Below are 20,691 nucleotides of genomic sequence, written 5' to 3' on the forward strand. Positions count from 1 at the left end.
AAAAAGCTTCACAATTTTTGTGAAGCTTTTATGTTTCTGGCAATATCAAATGACATAAGAAACTGAAGCGTTAAGAAAATGAATTCTGTGAACGTTAAAAAAACTCTGGTGTTTGAGTGCGGGACCAAATATGATTCTAAACATAGATCGTTTCCGCACGAGTTTAGAGTTTTTAGAGAACAGATTTCATTTTTAGCTGAAGTTTCTAAGTCTTGAATTTTTGATTCTTTTGTTTCAAGACAAAAAAAATATAATTCTTTTTATAAATTATCTTTCAAGCGAAAAATTCGAAATTACTTTCGGACGTTCAGCTTCATTAGCAACTTTCCAGGATGTTCTGTACATCCATTCCGTCATTTTATACAGCTTTTTATAATTGATATTTTCTGATTCATCCTGCGGAGTATGGTACTGATCATGCAGAACACTGGTAAAGAATACAGCAGGAATACCAATTTTAGCATATGGAAGATGGTCACTTCTGAAATAGAAATACTCAGCATGGCTTGGAGAATCCCAATCTTTAAGGTATTTGAACTTTGTACTTTCATTGTTGGCATCTTCGGCCATTTTTACCAGTTCTTCAGAATTTTTGTGAGGAGCATTTCCTCCTAATAAAGCAGCTTCATTATTGTCATTTCTCCCGATCATGTCACCATTCAGTACGGCAACAATTTTCTCTTTCGGAACAACAGGATGAGCTGCATGCCATCTTGAACCCAGCAATCCTCTTTCTTCAGCGCCATGGAAAACAAACAGGATACTTCTTTTTCCCGGCTGTTTTTTGTAAGCTCTGGCCATTGCTAACATGGCAACACAGGTGCTTGCATTATCATCAGAACCGTTATAGATGGTGTCGTTTTTTACAGGATGTCTGATTCCGTCATGATCCTGGTGTCCGCTTAGTAAAACATATTCATTCTTAAGAACAGGATCTGTACCTTCTATTTTTCCGATAATATTTACTGAAGGGTATTTGTAAGTTTCAGTGATCAGGTTCAGAGAGGCTTTAGGATTGTTTTTTACCCAGCCGGCATTTTCTCTTTTGATCCACACAACAGGAATATTATTGGTGATTTTTTCTCTTAATCCTTCTACGCCATAGCTTCCTCTTGTCATTTGAGGCAGTACTTCTACCCAGCTTTGCTCGGAGATATCATCGGTGATGAAGATAATGGCTTTGGCTCCCAGTTCAGAAGCTTTATTGTAATATTTATTTCTTACAAATCCGGGATATCTTCTTACAAAAAGAGTCATATCCTTAGAAATATTTTTGTCGGATGCGTTTACTGCAAGAACTTTCCCTTTGATATTCAATTTCACAAGCTCTTCAGGTTCTGCGTTTCCGGCATATACAACTTCAGCGTCTACAGAAGCATTTACAGGTTCTGCAACCAGAAAATCCTTCCATAATTTTAAACTGTTATCTCCGATTTTCAGGCTGCTTTGCGGGATCACCTGATGTCTGTACATATCAAAGAACTGGAAAAATGTTCCATTATCTCCGGCAGGTTTCATTCCGGTTTCTTTGGCTTTATCAGCCAGCCACATAGAGACTTTCAATTCATCCAGAGTTCCGGCTTCACGGCCCCAGAACTGGTCTGCAGCAAGCTCATACATATCGGTGCGGAGATCAGATTCTTTGATGGCAGAAACCAAAGGTTTTTTATAATTCTGAGCATTTCCAAAGGCAAATATAAAGAGCCCAAGGAGAGAAAAAACATAATTTTTATTCATAAGAACTCTTAATTGAAGTTAGCCAATTTCTCTGAAAACTGTTTTGAAAACTCCTTTCTGTCTTCTTCCAGTTTTTCCTGTGTAGAAGGTAGAATATAATTAAAAAGGATCTTGTCTTCATGGTCTAAAAAGATAATTTCCTTTTCATTTCCATCGATCATCTGTGAGAAAATTTCCCACATTGGAGTATCTTTTAATTTTAATAATTCAAAAAACTGTTCTGCTTTGATTTCGATTTTCTGCATGTTCTTTTTTATATAGTATCGTTGATATTTCTGAATTCTCATCCAAAAATAAAGATTTAGTATTTTCCGGACGATTAAAACTCGAGAAATTTCAGCTTAAACTGAATGGCGAAGTTTTCCTTGAAATGAGGCGTTGCATAATAACCCACTCTGTAGAATACCCCAAGATTAAAATAGCTGGATAGGAAATTGTTCCATTCCACACCGACTTCCTGATACAGGTGATCCAGTTTTCTGAATTTAAACTGGTGGTATTCCGGATGTTTCATATCTCCTATAGTTCCTCGTAAGACAAAATCAAAGCTGGAAACATTGTGTCCGAAACTTTTCAGATACCATGGAAGTTTATGTGTAAAGTAATACGCTATGAACCTGTCATTATAGTATTTTCCGCCTTCCAGTGTGGCAAACCCAAGGTAAGATGTAAGGTTAAAATTGAAATCTTTACCAGGAGAGGCAAGTCCGTTCATCGTAAAGTTTTTCCAGATAGGCGCTCCGCCCAGCACAAGACCTCCGTACAATCTGAAACCGGTAGTCCCGATCGGTGTTTTGAAATTATGAACAAACAAACCATCAAAACGGGAATAATTAAAATCCCCCTGCAGTATTTTGTAACTCTGCTCATAATTAAAATACAGTTCAGGATATTTCTGATCAATCAGAGATTTTCCCTGAGGGGTCATAATATTGGTAGAATTCGGAGAATATTTCAGGGTGAAAAGGGTATTGAAGTTTCTGTAAGATGTTCCCCGGTCTCTGAACTGATAATCGAATTCAGCTTCTTCTGTGTTTCTTCTTACGGCAAGAGCAACGGTAAGTCCGTTGGTGACATCGTTCAGGTAAGATAATGACATTCCTTTAAAGTGGAAATACCGGTCATTGTTCAGATTATTCCCGAAGTTCATCATTCTCATCTTGAAATTCCACATTTTTCGGTTGAATTCTCCGGATGCTGTCACATCATCATACACTTCAAATCTGAAAAAGGAATTCTTTTCCAGTGTGGTTTTCATATCAAGCCCCATTCCGTACTTCCATTTTCGGTCTTTCACACCATATGCAAAATAGTAGTCGGGTGAAAAATAAGGGTTGAAATTTTCATTCAGCTTGGCTTTTAAACCTAATCTGAAACCTTCATAGGAGTTATAATTGACAATTTCATCCACAGCAAAGTCTACAGAACCGACTCTGATCTGCCCGTTCAGTAAACCTGATAAAATCTGTGCTTTGCTGTCGATTTTATATTTTTTACCTAAACTGTCGATGGTTTTATAGGTATTTTGTTCCCTTTCGGTAAGGGGATCTGTCCTGTAGCGGTCCAGAGATTGACCGTCAATATTTTTTACCGAGAAAGTATAGCCTTTAAAATCCTTTGGATCTTCTTCAATAGGAGATTCGAAATCAAAATATTTTGAGGTAAGAAAAGCATAGGTCCCAAAGCTTTTTTTGTCTTTCTTATCATCGGCATGCACTTTGTCATCCATGGCCATTTTACCCATTTTAAGCTTGGCTTTTTCATGGGCAAGGAACCATTTGTTATTGTAGAATACCCAGGTACTGGTAATAATTCCTTCGTTTTTATTTTTACTGAAATTCTCGATTTTTTTGATTCCGTACGTTTCAGTATCTACATAAATAGCACCGTTATACTTTCGTTTTCTGTCCGGCTTTTTGTAATTTACCTCACGGAAGCGGATCACAAAGTTTTTCCTTCCGTCAAGGGTAACCGTATCTGAAAGAAAGAATCTGTACAGTCCTCTGTTTTCGGGTTTTATCTGTTCGGGAACAACATCCCTGTTACTTTGCTGTAGCGCGATCATTTCGTAAATAGGCTGCTTCAGACCGGAGATTCTGTTGTCCAGAATATTGATCTTTTCACCATACTTTTTGGAGTACAAAAACTCCTGAGCCCTTTCCCAAAGGAAGAGTTTACTTTTTGAAAATATTTTTCTTGCGTTGATATTATTCAGCGAGTCTTTTTCCCTTTTTTTCTTGAAAATATTTAAATCATTAAAATACTGATTAAACTGCGAAAGACTGTCCTCATCAATATCCAGAGAGATTTTTTCGTAGGATTTGTAAGAATAGGATCCTAAACTTTTGGGTGAGTTTTCTTTGAATAATTTATTGACTTTTTTAAGAATTTCCAGAGCCCTGGGATCACTTTTGTCTTCAATAACAACCGCTTCAATGTTGGTTGTCTGTGATGTTTTTTTAAGCAGGGAAACTTCCATGCTGCTCTCAACTGTGATACTTTCTCTCTGATAAGAATCTGCATCAATATCAATATTTTTACATCCTGTTTTAAACTCCAGAATACCCTGTTCATTCGTATATCCGATAACGGAATTGTCACAGGATATTTTTGCATTACGGACAGGTTTTTGGCTGGCGTCATCCACAACCTTAATTTTTGATTGTGAATACCCCAAAAAGCAGATCAGGAAAAATAATAACAGTAAACCCCTTTTCATGTAAAAAAACTACGTCAAAAATAATGATATTTATTGTTGTAAAAAAGTTTTTAACAGAGTATAACATTGATTTAATCTAATGTTTTCATGGAAGTTCCAAAGGTAAAATCAAACAAAGAAATGAGCCACATAGTCTTTCTTTGTTTTACCAGAATTTCTAAATAAAAAAACTCCCGGACAGTTCATATTCAGGAGTTTTTATTGTTTATTTGTGTTTTAGAATCGTTTATTGATCATCCAGCGCTTTCATAAATTCAATAATATCATCAACTTCTTTGTCGGTAAGCTGTAATGGTGCATCAGAAAGTGTCTGATTATCTACTTTAAATCCGAAAGCTTTTCCACCGCCTTTGTTATAGAAATTCATCACTTCTTTCAGGGTTTTATACCCGCCGTTGTGCATATAAGGAGCTGTTTTGTTAATATTTCTAAGTGTTGGCGTTTTAAAGGAATGCTGCAGGGAAAAAACTGTTTCATGGAATTTTCCCCGTCCCGGATCCGTGTCAAATGTTTTATTTTCTCCGTTAATTGCTGCTCCCAGGACTTCCTGTTCTGTTTTTTTGAAATTCGGAGGAACCGTTCCATTGAATAAGGGAAGGAAATGACAGATGGCACACTGGGCTTTTCCCACAAAAAGATTGAAACCACGCTTTTGATTGTCTGTCATCGCTGATTTATTTCCTCTCATATATTCATCAAAATCTGAATTGAATTTTGCGAGCGAACGAATATAGCTCGCCAGTACATTCTGAAGCTGCCAGACCTCTGTTTTTTGTGAATGATAGATCTTTTTAAATGCGGCCTGATAGTTTTTATCCTGATTGATTTTGGAAAGAATAACATTCAGATCACCGTGCATTTCTTCTTTATTGGAGATTACATCAGAGCTTTGCCCTTCCAGGTCATCCTTTCTCATATCCCAAAACTGGCCATGCTGATAGCCTGCATAATTGAGCGAAGGGGTATTTCTTGCCAGTTCCGAATTTTCAAGGGACATTGCTCTGGCTAGACCGTCTGTAAATGCTTTCTCTGGAATATGGCATGTTGCACAGCTTCGGTTATTGCTGTTGGATAATATTTTATCATTAAAAAGCTGATGTCCAAGAGCTGCCTTTTCTTCAGAGTAGGCGTATTCTTTTCCGGGAGTGAAAGCATTAGGATTAAAAGCATTTTTACTAAAGAATGTAGCTGTATTTTTGTTTAAAGCAGTGGTTACCTCAACATCAGGAATGTTCTCCTGCTTTTTAAAATCAAGCATCAGAGCTGTGATCCTGTTCAAATGATCCGGAATGAAATTCACGTAGTCAAACGTATTTTTGTCTGTGTTTTTTTTCAGTATTTCAATGGTTGAATTGATTGCTGTAACAATATTTTTTAAAGCTTTGTTTTTAGAGTGGTCAGTGGAGATCTGTTCCAAAGTTTCTTTAATTCCTTGCAGAGAAGATGGCATTTCCTGTAAAAATGTTCCCGAAACCGGAGTGTCAAAACCTGAAATTCCCAGACTGGAAATTCTGAAAGCCTCCTGTCTTAAGGCATCAAAGACCTGATCTTTACTGATAGTAATAACCTGAAAGTTGGTTTCTATGGTATTGCTTTTATTGATGAGCTTATTGAGCATTCGGATTACTTCTTCTTTATTCGCTTTTTCGTAAGGGTAGAACATCTCTTCCAGCACCTGTAAGCCTTCAGGTTCTATTTCAGTATGTTCATCCATTTCTATTTCGGGAAGGGCCGGGCCATTGATAAACCTTGCAGAGTGGGGAAGGAAGTATTCTACAGCCCATTCCATTTTATTGTAGGTTTTTCGGATATCCTGGAATTTCTCCTGAAGAAGTTTTTCATCAGCATCTTTAGCAACAAGAGCCTTCAGTTCATTGATCTGTTTTTCAAAATCAGCATTGGTTTTGATGATCCTGTTTTTTACAGAACCAAGATCTTCGTATACGGGCTGCTGCTTATCATTTTTGCAATGGTAAAGCGTAAAAAGTGCTGCTGCACAGTATAAGAAAAGGAGTATCGGGTATTTTGAAAGTTTACTCATAAGGATGAAAAAGTATCAACAGAGGTTTTCTATTGATACTTTAATTGAATTTGATATGAAGGAATTAAAACTATTTTTCTACGTTTCTGATGATAACAATCTGTCCGCCTTCTTTGTTGGCGTTGATTCCGGAACCGTCAGGATTTTTGAATTTATCCAGCTGCCAGGTATGAGAGTGAATATTCACAGAGAATGTATTCGGAATTCCGATGATGTCTGAAATATCAACCATTGCCCCGAATTCCCATGAACCGAATTTCTGAAGGTCTCCGGATTGGTTGTAAGCAGTCTGCCATGCAGAGTCACCTCTGTTGTGCCTCATGTTCAGCCATGGTTTGTATTGTTTGGTGGCAATATTCAGCTGCCAGATATAAGAATCGTGTTTTGCATTTTTGTAATAAGAATCTCCGTCTTCCTGGATGTATACGAAATTTTCAGTCACACATAAGTTATCAGGATTGATCAGATTATTTCCCGGATTAGAGTCTCCTTCAGCCACCACTTCCAGTTTTCCTGTCAGCATATTATTGGCGTTCAGAACAAGCTTGTAAACTCTTCCCCACATGGTTAATCCGGCTTTTGGATTAACACCGTCAGAAGATTCTCCGGTAGCAGTAAAGTAGATTTCTCTTCCTTTTCCAGCTCCTTTTCTGTAATCTACATCTTCTACTCTTGAAAAGCGGATCGCATTATTGTCAATATTTTTCTGGTTGATCTGAGCTCCGGTAAGGTTTTTAGCGTTCGGAATTTCTACGAACTCTACGTCGTAGCTGCTTCCTTTCGTCATATCCGTTTCAGTATAGTTGCTGTTGGTTCTTTTTAAAGAATACAACTTACCGTTATCAAGATCTCCCTGTGTATCTGCTACATACATGATCAGCTGTCCTGCAGATTGGTGTGAAGAAGAATAAGACTGGTCTTCACCAATGATGATATAGGTTTTTCCGTTAGAAACATCTTTAGGAAGCGGAACTGCATTTTCCATAGAAGCCTTTCCTAATGCCGGTTTTACCCTTGTTTTATCAGTTGCCTGAGACACTGGTGCCAAAGGGTTTAAAGCATGTACCATACTTTCTTCACCTGATTCTCCTGCGGTAAGGAATGCACTGAAACCATGAATTTCCGGAGTTGCCAATGTAGCGGAGCATAACCTTGTCATTCCTCCGGTTCCGTTTAAGATATATTCTCCTTTTACAGGCTTAAAAGTTTTGTCTAAATAGACTCTTGATACCGATTGTTTGATCTCGTGATTTGTGATCATCAGGTAACCGTCAGAGTTTGGATCTTTCATAAGTCCCATTCCGTCCGGCTGTCCTCCGAAAACGAAATCCGGTGAACCTGGAAGCATATCGGAACTGGAAATAAGGGTGGTTATATTTAAATTTTCAAAACCCTGCATTCCATAAACGAAAGCGGGTTCTTTAGAAAAATTTTCAAGTTTGATTTTATCATTGACAGGAGTGTCCGAGTTACCGTTGTCATCATTGCAGCCTTGAAATACAAGAGAAGCAAAGACCAGAGCTCCAATAGTTTTGTTTATTTTCATAATTACATTTTTTGAATTTCGATTATGGCAAAACTAAAGGTCTTGTATTAACTGAGTTTTAAAAAGATAAAACAAATAGTTTAAGATTAAGTAATGGTTTGTTAAGATAAGATCAATAATTAGAACGGATATAAATAGAAAGCCTTTGATGAATATGTTCGTAATAAGAATAATATATTATAACGCAGTGTACGCAAAATTTTTATTTTCCGCTTTTTCGTTCGCAAAGGCGTTACACTCAGCTATGAAATAATAGCGTTTTTTGCTAAATAAAATGCCTTTGCGAACGAAAATATTGATGATAGCATGAGCGTTTCTTTGTGATCCTTAGCGTTAAATAAAACCTATATCCGGCTTGTGTAATTTTTCAAATTATTTTTATTTCCCGCTGATTTCCACAGATTATGCAGATGTTTGTGGAAAATCTGCGCAATCTGTTTCATCTGCAAGAAGTAAGAATACTACACACGCTTCGTCAGAATCAATGAAGTTGATTTTCTTCTCTGCTCCCTTCTATACGAAGTGCTATACGAAAAACTTTGCGTTAAGAATATAATAGGAGAGCTAGGGTAAAACAACTCCGGCTGTCTCAAAATTGAGACAGCCGGAGTTAAAATTTATAGTAGAGGTTTCTATTTTAGATATTCAATGCTTTTTGGTAAGCGTCTTCTAACCCTTCAAGGTTTTTACCACCAGCAGTAGCGAAACCTGGGTTTCCACCACCGCCGCCTTGGATTTCTTTAGCAAGGTCTTTTACGATAGCTCCAGCCTGGTAATCTGCTGCCAGATCATCAGAAACTCCAACGGTAATCATTGGTTTTCCGTCTGCATCAGAAAGAATAATCGTTACTGAAGTAGGAATTTCTCTCTTTAACTGGAAAACGATGTCTTTTACAGAACCTGCATCCAGAGAAGTTTTCTTCACAAGAAGCTGCTTGTTGCCTTTCTGCTCATAAGCATTCTTCCATTCTCCGATTTCTCCTTTTGCTTTTTCCTTTTTAAGAGCATCTACTTCAGCCTTCAATGAAGTGTTTTCTTCGATCAGTTTTTCGATCGATCTTACCACATCTTTAGACTTTAATAGCTGGGAAAGCTCAGTGATCTGTTTTTCAAGATTGTTGAAATACTCTTCGGATTTATCTCCCGAAATAGCCTCAATCCTTCTGATTCCTGCAGCAGCAGAACCTTCGGAAGTGATTTTAAAATGACCGATTTCGCTGGTGTTTTTTACGTGAGTTCCTCCGCAAAGTTCTTTTGAACTTCCAAACTGGATCATTCTCACACTGTCACCATATTTTTCACCAAACAAAGCCATTGCTCCCTTATCCAGAGCTTCCTGAATCGGAATATTTCTGAATTCCTGTAAAGCAATACTTTCTTTGATCTTTTTATTTACTTTTTCTTCAATTAATGCTAATTCTTCTTCCGTCATTTTGTTGAAATGAGAGAAGTCGAAACGAAGATAATCAGGACCTACATAAGAACCTTTCTGTTCTACGTGAGTTCCTAACACCTCTCTTAAAGCTTCGTGCAGAAGGTGAGTCACAGAGTGGTTGGCCTGAGAATTTTTTCTTTCGGAAGCGTTTACTTTAGCATAGAAAACAGCACCAGCATCTTTAGGAAGACCGTTGATCAATGAAATAATCAATCCGTTTTCTTTTTTAGTTTCCAACACTTCAAAACTTTCAACAGCGTTTTCAAGAATACCTTTGTCTCCAACCTGTCCACCTCCTTCAGGATAGAAAGGAGAGCTGCTTAATACCACCTGATAGAATTCTCCGTCTTTGTTTTCTACCTTTCTGTATCTTGTAATATAGGTTTCAGATTCAAGCTGATCATATCCTACAAAGTTTTCATCTCTTTCCTCCAAAGTAACCCAGTCGTAAACTTTCTGGGCAGAATCAGCTTTTGAACGAAGCTTCTGTTTCTCCATTTCAGCTTTGAAACCAGCTTCATCAATTGTTAATCCTTTTTCCTCAGCAATAATTCTTGTTAAGTCATCAGGGAAACCGTACGTGTCATACAGTTCAAAAACTTCTTCACTTGGTAATACTTTCTGGTTATTGCCAATTGTTTGCTGGATCAGTTTTTCAACTCTGATCAGGCCATTTTCAATAGTTTTTAAGAAAGAATCTTCTTCACTTTTGATCACTTCAGCAACAAGTTTTCCCTGTTTTTCGATTTCCGGGAAGAAGGTTCCCATCTGCTCCTGCAGTACAGCCACCAGTTTGTAAAGGAAAGGCTCTTTCATATCCAGGAATCGGTAAGAATAAGAAATTCCTCTTCTTAAAATTCTTCTGATAACATATCCCGCACCTCCGTTGGAAGGCAATTGTCCGTCTGCAATAGCAAAAGAAACTGCTCTGATGTGGTCTACCACAACACGGATCGCAATATCCTTTTCGTCTTGTAAAATTCCGGTATATTTTTTACCTGAAAGTTCCTCAACTTTAGCAATAAGCGGAGTGAAAACATCCGTATCATAGTTGGAAGACTTCCCTTGAAGCGCCATACAAAGACGCTCAAAGCCCATTCCCGTATCTACGTGTTGAGCAGGAAGCTTCTCTAAAGATTTATCTGCCTTTCTGTTGAATTCCATGAAAACCAGGTTCCATACTTCAACAACCTGCGGGTGGTCCTGATTCACAAGGGAAATTCCCGGAACTGCTGCTTTTTCTTCAGGAGTTCTCAGGTCAATATGGATTTCCGAACACGGCCCGCACGGTCCGCTTTCTCCCATTTCCCAGAAGTTATCTTTTTTATTTCCGTTGATGATTCTGTCCTCTGAAATGTGAGATTTCCAGAAGTCATAAGCATCCTGGTCTCTGTCCAGATTTTCTGAAGCATCCCCTTCAAAAATGGTAACGTATAAATTTTCTTTTGGAATTCCGTATACTTCAGTCAGTAATTCCCAGGCAAAAGCAATAGCCTCTTTTTTGAAGTAATCCCCGAAAGACCAGTTTCCCAACATTTCAAACATAGTGTGGTGGTAAGTATCTCTCCCTACATCATCCAGGTCATTGTGCTTCCCTGAAACTCTCAGACACTTCTGTGTATCGGCAATTCTAGGGGCGGTAGGGGTTTTGTAGCCAAGGAAAAAATCCTTGAACTGCGTCATTCCGGAGTTGGAAAACATAAGGGTAGGGTCGTCTTTCAGCACAATAGGAGCTGAAGGAACGATTAAATGCTCCTTACTTTTAAAATAATCTAAAAATTTTTGACGTATCTCTTGTGATGTCATAGTATTGCTTTTGCTTTTTTTAGTATCAAATTTTGATAAGATGCAAATTTACTATTTTTAAGCGATTTGTAATAATTTTATGCTATGTTTTGAATGGTGCCCGGCTTTGGATATGGATGTGTCCTAAACCTCACGGGTTTTCAAAACCTGTAAGGTTTGAGATGGCAAGTTTGTAATGACTGTAATCAATAATAATCGATCTCATTTTGCAATTTTCCATTTAACTTCCTACCTTCGTTGCGATCTGAAAAAAGACAAAAAATCCTTCCAATGACAAAAGATGAAGAACTGAAAAGCTGGATAGAACAATATTCAGGGCCGCTTTTGAAGCGGGCACTGTACGTACTTTCAAATAAAGAAGATGCACAGGATGTTGTTCAGGAAGTTTTTTTTGCTGCTTACTCAGCTTTTGATTCTTTTGAAGGGAAAAGCAATGCGCTTACATGGCTGATGGCTATTCTGAACAGGAAAGTGGCCGATTTTTACCGTAAAAAATATAAATCTGAACCCAATATCCGACTCGATCATTTTTTTGATGAAACAGGATCATGGAAACACAATGATGTTTTAAATGACTGGAATGTATCAGGAGAAGGGGATGAGCTTTTAGACAACAAGGATTTTAATAAAACACTCGAGGAATGTATTGAGGAATTGCCCTCCAAATGGAAGATTCTGTTGAAAATGTATTATATTGAAGAAAAAAAAGCACCGGAAGTAAGTCAGGAATTGAATGTTTCCACGACTAATCTATGGAAGATTTTGCAGAGAAGCCGCATGCAGCTCAGAGAATGTCTGGAGTTCAACTGGTTTTCAAAATCATAAGAAATCATGATACGAAGAATACTACATAAATTATTTTTACCGTGCAGTGAAGCTACTTTACTGATGGAAAAGAGGAATGCCCAATCCATATCTGCCAGAGAAAACAGGATGCTCAGCATGCACCTGATGATCTGTAAATGGTGCAGGATGTACAATGAAAAGCTGGCTCTTCTGGATAAAGCTTTTAAAAAGACTTTTTCTGAAAAAGAAACTGAAATTAATGATTCTGAAATTCAGGACTTTAAAAATAAAATGATCGATAAATTAAATTTCTAGGATAATTTCTGTCAGGATTTTAAAATAGCACCGACTATACTTTTGAAAACAATAAAGTATTCATTTAAAATCTTAAAAATATGGTCGGAACAGTACAGGAATCTAAAAATCAATTAACCCGAATCGGGTATTATATTTCGCTTTTCGGAGCAGCACTTATTTTACTGTGGATTGGTATATTCAAATTCACTCCCACAGAAGCAGCTGCAATAAAACCTTTGGTAGAAAACCATTTCTTAACTTTTTTCGTATATAAGATTATGAGTGCTCAGGCAGTGTCAAATCTTATCGGAGCGATAGAAATTATCATTGCATTACTCCTGATATTTAGTGCGAAATTTGCTGTACTCAAAAAGTATGCAGGTGTAGGAATGATCGTAACTTTTCTGGTAACATTAAGTTATTTATTGACAACACCGGGAATGTGGAAAATAGTGGACGGAGTGCCTGTGACGGATTTCTTTATTCTGAAAGACCTTATGTTTTTAGGATTTGGAGTAATGATCATTCAAAATAATAAGTAATGAATAAAAAAGTAAAAATGAAGAATATATTAATTGCACTCGGAATCATTCTGGGTATAGCAGTATTTGCTGCGGAATCAGGGCTTTTCAGAAAAGCAAAGTCCAATGTGGTGGAAATAAAAAAAGAAAATGAGGAAATTATGGATAACAAGAACGTTAAAGAGATTTATTTTGCAGGTGGATGTTTCTGGGGAACAGAACATTTTTTTCAACAGATTCGTGGCGTGGTAGGAACAGAAGTTGGTTATGCCAACGGTAATACCAAAAATCCTACTTATGAAGAAGTCGTAAGCCATACAACAGGTTTCGCAGAAACCGTAAAAGTAAAATATGATCCTGAGCAGGTAGATCTGAAACTATTGATTGATCTGTATTTTAAAACCATTGATCCTACAAGCAAAGATCAGCAGGGAAATGACAGAGGAAACCAGTACAGAACAGGAATCTATTTCACTGATAAAACAGATGAAGCGGTGGTAAAAGCGGAAGTTCAGAAGCTGGCAAAGAATTATCATAAACCAGTAGTTGTAGAAACTATTCCATTGAAAAATTTCTACAGAGCTGAAGACTATCATCAGGATTATCTGGATAAAAATCCAGGCGGTTACTGTCATATTGAACCGGGACTTTTTGAAATGGCCAAAAAAGCCAACCCGCTTCCAAAACCGGCTTACCAAAAGCAGGATAAAAAAGTTTTAAAAGAAAAACTGACTGCAGAACAATATAATGTTACCCAGGAAAACGGTACCGAAAGACCTTTCCAGAATGAGTACTGGAATGAAACCCGTGAAGGAATTTATGTAGATATTACAACAGGGGAACCTTTGTTTGTCTCTACCGATAAATTTGAATCCGGATGCGGATGGCCAAGTTTCTCAAAACCGATTACCAAAGGTTTGATTGATGAAAAACTGGATCGTTCCCATGGTATGGATAGAGTAGAAGTAAGAAGTAAAACGGGGGATGCTCACCTGGGACACGTTTTCACAGACGGGCCGCAGGATAAAGGAGGACTTCGTTACTGTATCAACAGTGCTTCACTGAAATTTATTCCGAAAGCTGAAATGGAAAGCAAAGGATACGGAAAATATCTTCCGTTGTTAGATAAAAAGTAATATGAAAGGAAGGCTGCCGTTGGGCAGCCTTTTTATATTGAATTAATGATGTAGTTGAAATCTTTCTTTGATGCTGAACATGGAGATGTTCAGAAATAGGAGAAATCCGAAAATAAAGTAATAGGTATCTTTCGGAAGTTCTGCGAGACGCAATTGTATTTTTTCAAAAAAATCAGGTTTATATTCTGGTCTGATAACATCATTACAAAGTAAACATTCATATTCAGGATATTGCACCTTAGGATCAATATAGCTATAAACCGCAAAAATATGTCCTGTTTTCTCAAGGTCAACGGCATACTGTTCCTGTTTGGCAATTGCAAGATCATTCAAAACTGAGACAAAATCACCATAACTATTATTTTGATCTAAAATAAACTCAATACCAGACTCTTTCTCATTTCTTTTCTGGAGTTTTTTCAGTTCAGAAACATATGATTTTGAATTTTCTTTAGCAGTACCAGGGGCTATTTTTATTTTTTGGTAATTCCAGTTTCTTACAGGTTCAAAACTTGCAAAAGTATTTTTAATCCCCTCTCTTTCTTTGGCAGGAAGTCCAATATCTATCACAGAAACATTAATATCTTCAAACTTTTGGTTTCCATAATACCAGAATAAAACAGGAATCAGCAAGGCACTGATCAATCCTGGAAAGTAGTATATTTTTTTCATGGCTGGTTTTTAACAGTACCGAATGAAAATTTTAAGCCAAAAAAAGTGATCCGAAAACGAACCACTTAAAAATAATCTTTAAATATTTTAATTTTTTAAATCTTTAAATCCTAAATATAGCCGTCTACCAATCCCTTTTTCTCAGAATCCAGTACGAACCGAATATAAAAATAGCACACCACACCAGACAAGCGATAAGGCTTTCCGTAGGGTAGTGGAACTCATATTGTAAGCCCATCATTTTAGCCATATTTAATCTCATCATTGGGTTAGGAATAAGGCTGGACATGCTTTCAAGCGGTAAAAGGTGCGAGATAAAAAAATCATTCTGAAGAACCTCATTTCTTTGCGGTCCCTGCATTCCCTTTACTTTTGAATACGTTTCAAGAGCGGTTAAAATTCCTTCGCCAATCCAGAAAACGAAAAGGGCAAGAAAAACAAAAACAGATTTTCTCAGTAAAATGGAAAGGAACATTAAGAAGCAAAAGAACGTAAATAGCTTCACAAAATAATTTCCAATAAAGAACATTTCAGCAAAAGCCTTGGTAGAGTCCGTTGTATTCGAATATTGATAGCCCAGAAACAAAGTAATTCCCAACACAATGGCTGTCGAAACAATAGTGAAAATGCTTATCGTCAGCAATTTTGAAGTGATGAATTCCTTTCTGCTTAGCCCATCAATCGTGTTTTGCTTGAACATTCTGTTGCTGAATTCCTGGGAAATAGAGAAAACAATGATCAGTCCCAGGAAAATTTTCAATAAAGCAACAATCCATGTGGTGAAATTCCAGATTTCCGGGAAATTATAAATTCCCTGTTCTTTTAAATTGATCGTTCCTCCAAAAACATCAAAGTCAACCAATCCAATGAAAAGTAAAGCAATAAGAATGGCGAAATAAAGTATCGTGAAAACTCTGAACGGTTTATAGTTCAGGTTTTTGTAATATTCAAGTTTTAATAATTTGATCATGATTAATTGGTGTTTTTTACAAGTTCAAGGAATTGAGATTCTAGAGATAATTTTTTCTTTGTTAAATGAGAAAGATAGATTCCTTTTTCAGCTAGTTTCTGATTCATTGCCGAAGCTGAAATAGAAGCGTCATCACGGATCTGAGCTTTGATAAGATCACCTTCCTGATTGATGGACGAGAACCACTGAAGTTCGTTCAACGCATTTAAAAGTAATGTGTTATTATCAGCTTTCAGCTCAAAATATCCGTTGTTGGAAGTCATTTCATCCACCCTTCCGCAGTAAATGGAATTTCCTTCCTTCAAGACAATGACATGACTGCAGATTTTTTCAATTTCATCCAGAAGATGGCTTGCAATGATAATGGTGATTCCCTGCTTGGCAATATCACTGATAATTTCTCTGATCTGAATGATTCCTTCAGGATCCAGTCCGTTGGTGGGTTCATCCAATATCATCACTTCAGGATTGTTGAGCATCGCTGAAGCTATGGCCAGACGCTGTTTCATTCCTAAAGAGAAAGTTTTGAAAGTATCTTTTCTTCTTTCATATAGATTAACCGTTTTCAGAACTTCGTCAATCCTTGAGTAGGGTGTTTGCTTAATTTCAGCGACAATCTTAAGGTTGGTTTCTGCGCTTAAATAAGGATAAAAGTTAGGCTGTTCGATAATTGCTCCGATCTTTTTTAAGGTGTCAGGATCAGTTCCTTTCTTGCCAAACCAGAACCAGTCTCCGCTGGTGGGATTGATGGTTGAAAGCAGCATCCCGAAAGTAGTGGATTTTCCGCTTCCGTTCGGTCCCAAAAGGCCATAAACATTTCCTCTCTCGACATCAAAAGAAATATTGTTGACCACAACTCTTTTGAATTTTTTCGTCAAATTTTTTACTGATAAAATCTTTTCCATGTAATTTGTTTTACATAGTAGTAGTCTATATAAATTAGAGAATGTTACAGAATTATCATAAATCAATATTAATTTATGGACAAATACATTAAATTTGATAGAATTAATCAACAGTTATGAAGCTAATTGAACTGGCAGAAGAATTAAATGTATCTGCAGAAGCCATAAAACAGTTTATCCAGGATTTTGATCTTGAACTGGTAGATTGTATCAGTACCAATTTTGAGGTAAAAAAAGATTTTGAAAAATTTGCCCGCGAAAATGTAGATTTTTTAAGATTGTATGAAAAAGATCTTGATAAGAATAAAACCCTGGAGCAGATTGCCGAAGTCATTAAGCAGCCAAAAGACAAGGTTGAAAAGGTGATCAAAGACAATAATCTCAATATTTTCGATAATGGTTTTTACAAATCCTCCATATCAAGCTATGGAATTGATAATAAACTGGGAGGGAATTATCAGTTTGTCTACGATTATTTTGGGCACAAAACCAGCCTTCAGCAAAGAGATTTTATCGGATACAGAGACCTGTTTTTTTATACATCTACTGTTCTGGAACCCTTCCTGAATCCGCAGCAGATCAAAGACTGGGGCATCAACAAGCCTGCAGGGATTATTCTGTACGGACCTCCCGGAAGCGGTAAGATATTCTGGGCCAACAAAATTGCTGAAATTATCGGGTATCAGTTTAAAGAAGTCAAAAAACATTATTTGGGAACTTCGCTGATTGATGGAAATGAGATCAATTTCAGTGATTTCCTGGTGAGTATGATGAAGGAAAACAAAATGCTTCTTTTTATGGATGATTTTGATGAAATTATGATGCAGAGAAGGGCGGAAACAGACATTGCTTCCTGCAATCTTGAGGCTCAGGAACTGATTCTTCACTACATCGGAAAGTTTGAAAAAGAAGGTGTTTTAATGGTAGGTTCAGCTAATTCTGTGGCTGAAATTGATGAGGAAATTCTTGCACCCGGAAGATTTGATGTGCTGATTCCTATTTTTCCACCCAATGCTGCTGAGCGCTCGGAAATCATTCTTTACGCCATGACCAGAGGATTGGAAGAAGATTCTTTACTCTATAAAATACTTAAAAACAACAAGGCTGATAAGGTTCCATTCTGGCATGAAATCTCTTCAAAGATGAAAGCCTTCAGTAACACAATGCTGATAGACTTTACCCAAAGTTTAAAGAAAAGAATCAAAAACCTTTATCAGAGAACCAGAAACGAAAAGCTGAAAATTGATCAGAAAATTTTAGACAGCGCATTAAGGGATGCAGGATCAAAACTTACTGAAGAATATCTTGATCAGGTAGCACGATTTCTTGCGGATGCCATTATCAATAATTTTGATGACTTCAGGTTTAGGATTCAGGCTCTGAAAAATGAACTGGAAACCTACAGAGTTGTCGAAGAGCCGCAAAGAGCAATAGGATTCCAGCATAATCAAGAAGGAGATAAAGGATAACCGCGTTTAAAGTTCAAGGTTAAAGTTTAAGGCTTTATAAAAATTACTCATTACCTATTACTCATTATTTATGAACAGTATTTGGGAACTGGATACTTTCTACAGAAAAAGAGACATCATCATTATTGGTGCGGGGTTTTCCGGGCTTTGGACAGCCATATCCATAAAGGAGAAGTATCCTGAAAAATCTGTTCTCATTATTGAGCGGAATAGCATTCCATTGGGTGCTTCCACAAGAAATGCCGGATTTGCCTGCTTTGGAAGTCTTACCGAAGTCATTGCCGATTCTGAGAAAATGGGCTGGGAAAAAACACTGGAGCTTGTTACAATGAGATTTAACGGACTTCAGAAAATCCAGCATTATTTTAAACATGATGAAATTGATTTTGAACTGAATGGAGGTTATGAAATTATAAATAATGAAGACCCTTTATCTCATATTGAAGTAGTCAATGAAAAACTGAAAACAATAACCGGATTGGCTCAGACTTATGCTTTGAATCAAAATAAAATACAGGAATTCGGACTCGGAAAATCTGAATTCCTGATAGAAAATCCCTGTGAAGGAGGTCTTCACTCCGGCAAGTTAGTACAGAAACTGCTGGAGAAATGTCACGAACTGAAAATTGAGTTTTTATTTGGAACGGAAGTTCAAAATATTGAAGAAACAGACAAAGTTGAGGTGCAGCTTTCAACTGATCTTTCTGTAATCGCCGAGCAGCTTATTTATTGTACCAATGCATTCACTTCAAAATTTCTGGAAAAAGAAAATATCATTCCGGCCCGTGGGCAGGTTCTTCTGACAGAACCGATAGAAGGATTGAAGCTCAAGGGCACATTCCATTACGATGAAGGCTACTATTATTTCAGAAATGTAGGAAACCGGATATTACTAGGTGGCGGGCGAAATAAGGATTTTAAAACAGAAGAAACAACGGTTTTTGAAACAACGGAATTTTTACAGGATCATCTGGAAAAGTTTTTAAAAGAAATTGTTCTTCCCGGTAATAATTTTAAAATTGCCCTTCGCTGGTCAGGAATAATGGCTATGGGCGAAGAAAAGTCACCTATTGTAAAACAACTTTCAGAAAGACAGTTTTGCGCGGTAAGACTTTCAGGAATGGGAGTTGCTTTAGCTCCGAAAATAGGAGAGATAATAGCAGAAATGATTTAATAGATGGATTGGTAGTATAAAATTTGTGATTAATAAGTTTTTATTGAAAAGAAATTAGAAGTTGGCTGGAAGCTAGAAGCTGGAGGTTGGAAGCTAAGGGCACATTCTCGACTCCAAAACTCTATAAATCGAATCTTGAAACTTTTTCCTCAAACACGCTCTAACTCTAAAATCCTCAAACCCCACTACCCGAATCCAAAACGGATGCATTCTCAAACCCTAAAACTCTCAAACTCTACAACTCGAATCCCGCACCTCGAAAACTCGAATCCTAAACCTCTCCACTCTAAAAGAATTCCTTATTTTTGCAAAAAAAAACATTCGTGATTAACAACGACCAGATAAAAGAAGTTCAATCCAGGATTGAAGACTTACACAGATACCTTCAGATTGAGAAAAAGAAGATTGAAATTGCCAATGATGATGAAAAAACTGCAGCACCGGAATTTTGGGACAATCCAAAAACAGCTGAAGCTTTTTTAAAGCAGCTTCGTTCCAAGAAAAAATGGGTAGAAAGCTATGATGAGATCCAGACACAGTTTGAAGATCTGCAGGTTTTGGCTGATTTTGCTAAAGAAGATCCGGATTCTGAAAAAGAACTGGATGAAACATTCCCGCAATTGGTGGAAAAAATTGAAGACCTGGAATTCAAAAATATGCTTTCCAATGAAGGCGATGAGCTTTCTGCAGTGCTGCAGATAACAGCAGGAGCAGGAGGAACAGAAAGTTGTGACTGGGCAGCTATGCTGATGAGAATGTATACCATGTGGGCAGAAAAACAAGGCTATAAAATCCGTGAACTGAACTTCCAGGAAGGGGATGTGGCCGGAGTGAAGACTGTTACCCTTGAAATTGAAGGTGAATTTGCTTTCGGATATTTAAGAGGTGAAAACGGAGTACACCGTTTGGTAAGAATTTCTCCTTTTGACAGTAATGCGAAACGCCATACCAGTTTTGTTTCCGTATATGTTTATCCTTTGGTGGATGATACCATTGAAATCAACATCAATCCTGCCGATATCAGCTTTGAAACGATGAGAGCTTCCGGAGCAGGAGGACAGAACGTAAACAAGGTGGAAACGGCTGTACGTCTTCGCCACGCTCCTACAGGAATTATTATTGAAAACTCAGAATCCCGTTCTCAGCTTCAGAATAAAGAAAAGGCAATGCAGCTCCTTCGTTCAAGACTCTACGAAATGGAATTGGAAGAGCGTATGAAAGCCAGAAACGAGATTGAAGCCAACAAGATGAAGATCGAGTGGGGAAGCCAGATCAGAAACTACGTCATGCATCCTTACAAACTGGTAAAAGATGTACGTTCAGGTCATGAAACGTCAGATGTGGATGCGGTAATGAATGGTAATATCACTCCTTTCCTGAAAGCATTCTTAATGGCCGATGGAACCGCAGTTTCCGATGATGATCTCGACTTATAAAAATCATGTTTGAATTTTAGTTAAAATCTTATAATTAATTT

General features: G+C 37.3%; 16 protein-coding genes. 7 read left to right on the forward strand and 9 right to left on the reverse strand.

The genetic code is table 11. The annotated features are described in order from the left end of the window. Positions 1-267: 267 nt before the first annotated feature. From DEU40_RS07450 to alaS, 6 genes are all read right to left on the reverse strand, one after another. The gene (locus DEU40_RS07450; protein ID WP_110009249.1) at positions 268-1,737 is read right to left on the reverse strand and encodes a M20/M25/M40 family metallo-hydrolase; all 1,470 of its coding nucleotides are present in this window, start codon (positions 1,735-1,737) and stop codon (positions 268-270) included. Between the two features lie 8 nt (positions 1,738-1,745). Next, on the reverse strand, positions 1,746-1,982 hold the full coding sequence (locus DEU40_RS07455; protein ID WP_110009324.1) for a hypothetical protein: 237 nt from the start codon (positions 1,980-1,982) through the stop codon (positions 1,746-1,748). 74 nt (positions 1,983-2,056) lie between these two features. Then, positions 2,057-4,384 (reverse strand): hypothetical protein, encoded by a 2,328-nt coding sequence (locus DEU40_RS07460; protein WP_228406462.1) that lies wholly within the window; start codon positions 4,382-4,384, stop codon positions 2,057-2,059. 298 nt (positions 4,385-4,682) lie between these two features. After that, a complete protein-coding gene (locus DEU40_RS07465) occupies positions 4,683-6,497 on the reverse strand; it encodes a cytochrome-c peroxidase (RefSeq protein WP_110009251.1) in 1,815 nt (604 codons plus the stop codon). Between the two features lie 70 nt (positions 6,498-6,567). Further along, a complete protein-coding gene (locus DEU40_RS07470; protein ID WP_110009252.1) occupies positions 6,568-8,043 on the reverse strand; it encodes an alkaline phosphatase PhoX in 1,476 nt (491 codons plus the stop codon). Positions 8,044-8,680: 637 nt separating this feature from the next. Further along, positions 8,681-11,284 (reverse strand): alanine--tRNA ligase, encoded by a 2,604-nt coding sequence (gene alaS / locus DEU40_RS07475; protein ID WP_110009253.1) that lies wholly within the window; start codon positions 11,282-11,284, stop codon positions 8,681-8,683. A gap of 270 nt (positions 11,285-11,554) precedes the next feature. Between alaS and DEU40_RS07480 the strand changes: the two genes are divergently transcribed. The 4 genes from DEU40_RS07480 (at position 11,555) to msrB (ending at position 14,024) form a co-directional block, all read left to right on the forward strand. Then, positions 11,555-12,109 (forward strand): sigma-70 family RNA polymerase sigma factor, encoded by a 555-nt coding sequence (locus tag DEU40_RS07480; RefSeq protein WP_110009325.1) that lies wholly within the window; start codon positions 11,555-11,557, stop codon positions 12,107-12,109. Between the two features lie 6 nt (positions 12,110-12,115). After that, positions 12,116-12,385, forward strand: coding sequence for a hypothetical protein (locus DEU40_RS07485; protein ID WP_110009254.1), 270 nt, complete (start codon positions 12,116-12,118; stop codon positions 12,383-12,385). 80 nt (positions 12,386-12,465) lie between these two features. After that, on the forward strand, positions 12,466-12,909 hold the full coding sequence (locus tag DEU40_RS07490; RefSeq protein ID WP_110009255.1) for a DUF417 family protein: 444 nt from the start codon (positions 12,466-12,468) through the stop codon (positions 12,907-12,909). A gap of 17 nt (positions 12,910-12,926) precedes the next feature. Next, a complete protein-coding gene (gene msrB, locus DEU40_RS07495) occupies positions 12,927-14,024 on the forward strand; it encodes a peptide-methionine (R)-S-oxide reductase MsrB (protein WP_110009326.1) in 1,098 nt (365 codons plus the stop codon). 42 nt (positions 14,025-14,066) lie between these two features. Here msrB and DEU40_RS07500 read toward each other — a convergent pair whose 3' ends face one another. The 3 genes from DEU40_RS07500 to DEU40_RS07510 form a co-directional block, all read right to left on the reverse strand. Continuing rightward, on the reverse strand, positions 14,067-14,696 hold the full coding sequence (locus DEU40_RS07500; RefSeq protein ID WP_110009256.1) for a hypothetical protein: 630 nt from the start codon (positions 14,694-14,696) through the stop codon (positions 14,067-14,069). A 124-nt stretch (positions 14,697-14,820) separates the two neighbouring features. Then, positions 14,821-15,666, reverse strand: coding sequence for an ABC transporter permease (locus DEU40_RS07505; protein ID WP_110009257.1), 846 nt, complete (start codon positions 15,664-15,666; stop codon positions 14,821-14,823). Between the two features lie 2 nt (positions 15,667-15,668). Then, positions 15,669-16,571 carry an ABC transporter ATP-binding protein gene (locus DEU40_RS07510; RefSeq protein ID WP_110009258.1) on the reverse strand — a complete coding sequence of 301 codons (903 nt, stop codon included), beginning with the start codon at positions 16,569-16,571 and terminating at the stop codon, positions 15,669-15,671. 116 nt (positions 16,572-16,687) lie between these two features. Between DEU40_RS07510 and DEU40_RS07515 the strand changes: the two genes are divergently transcribed. From DEU40_RS07515 to prfB, 3 genes are all read left to right on the forward strand, one after another. Further along, positions 16,688-18,040 (forward strand): ATP-binding protein, encoded by a 1,353-nt coding sequence (locus DEU40_RS07515; RefSeq protein WP_110009259.1) that lies wholly within the window; start codon positions 16,688-16,690, stop codon positions 18,038-18,040. A 70-nt stretch (positions 18,041-18,110) separates the two neighbouring features. Beyond that, the gene (locus DEU40_RS07520; protein ID WP_110009260.1) at positions 18,111-19,214 is read left to right on the forward strand and encodes an NAD(P)/FAD-dependent oxidoreductase; all 1,104 of its coding nucleotides are present in this window, start codon (positions 18,111-18,113) and stop codon (positions 19,212-19,214) included. A gap of 323 nt (positions 19,215-19,537) precedes the next feature. Continuing rightward, entirely contained in the window at positions 19,538-20,650 is a 1,113-nt protein-coding gene (prfB, locus tag DEU40_RS07525; RefSeq protein ID WP_062671212.1) for a peptide chain release factor 2, read from the forward strand. Positions 20,651-20,691: the final 41 nt, after the last annotated feature.

The organism is Chryseobacterium sp. AG844, from assembly GCF_003182335.1.
Lineage (GTDB): Bacteria > Bacteroidota > Bacteroidia > Flavobacteriales > Weeksellaceae > Chryseobacterium > Chryseobacterium cupriresistens.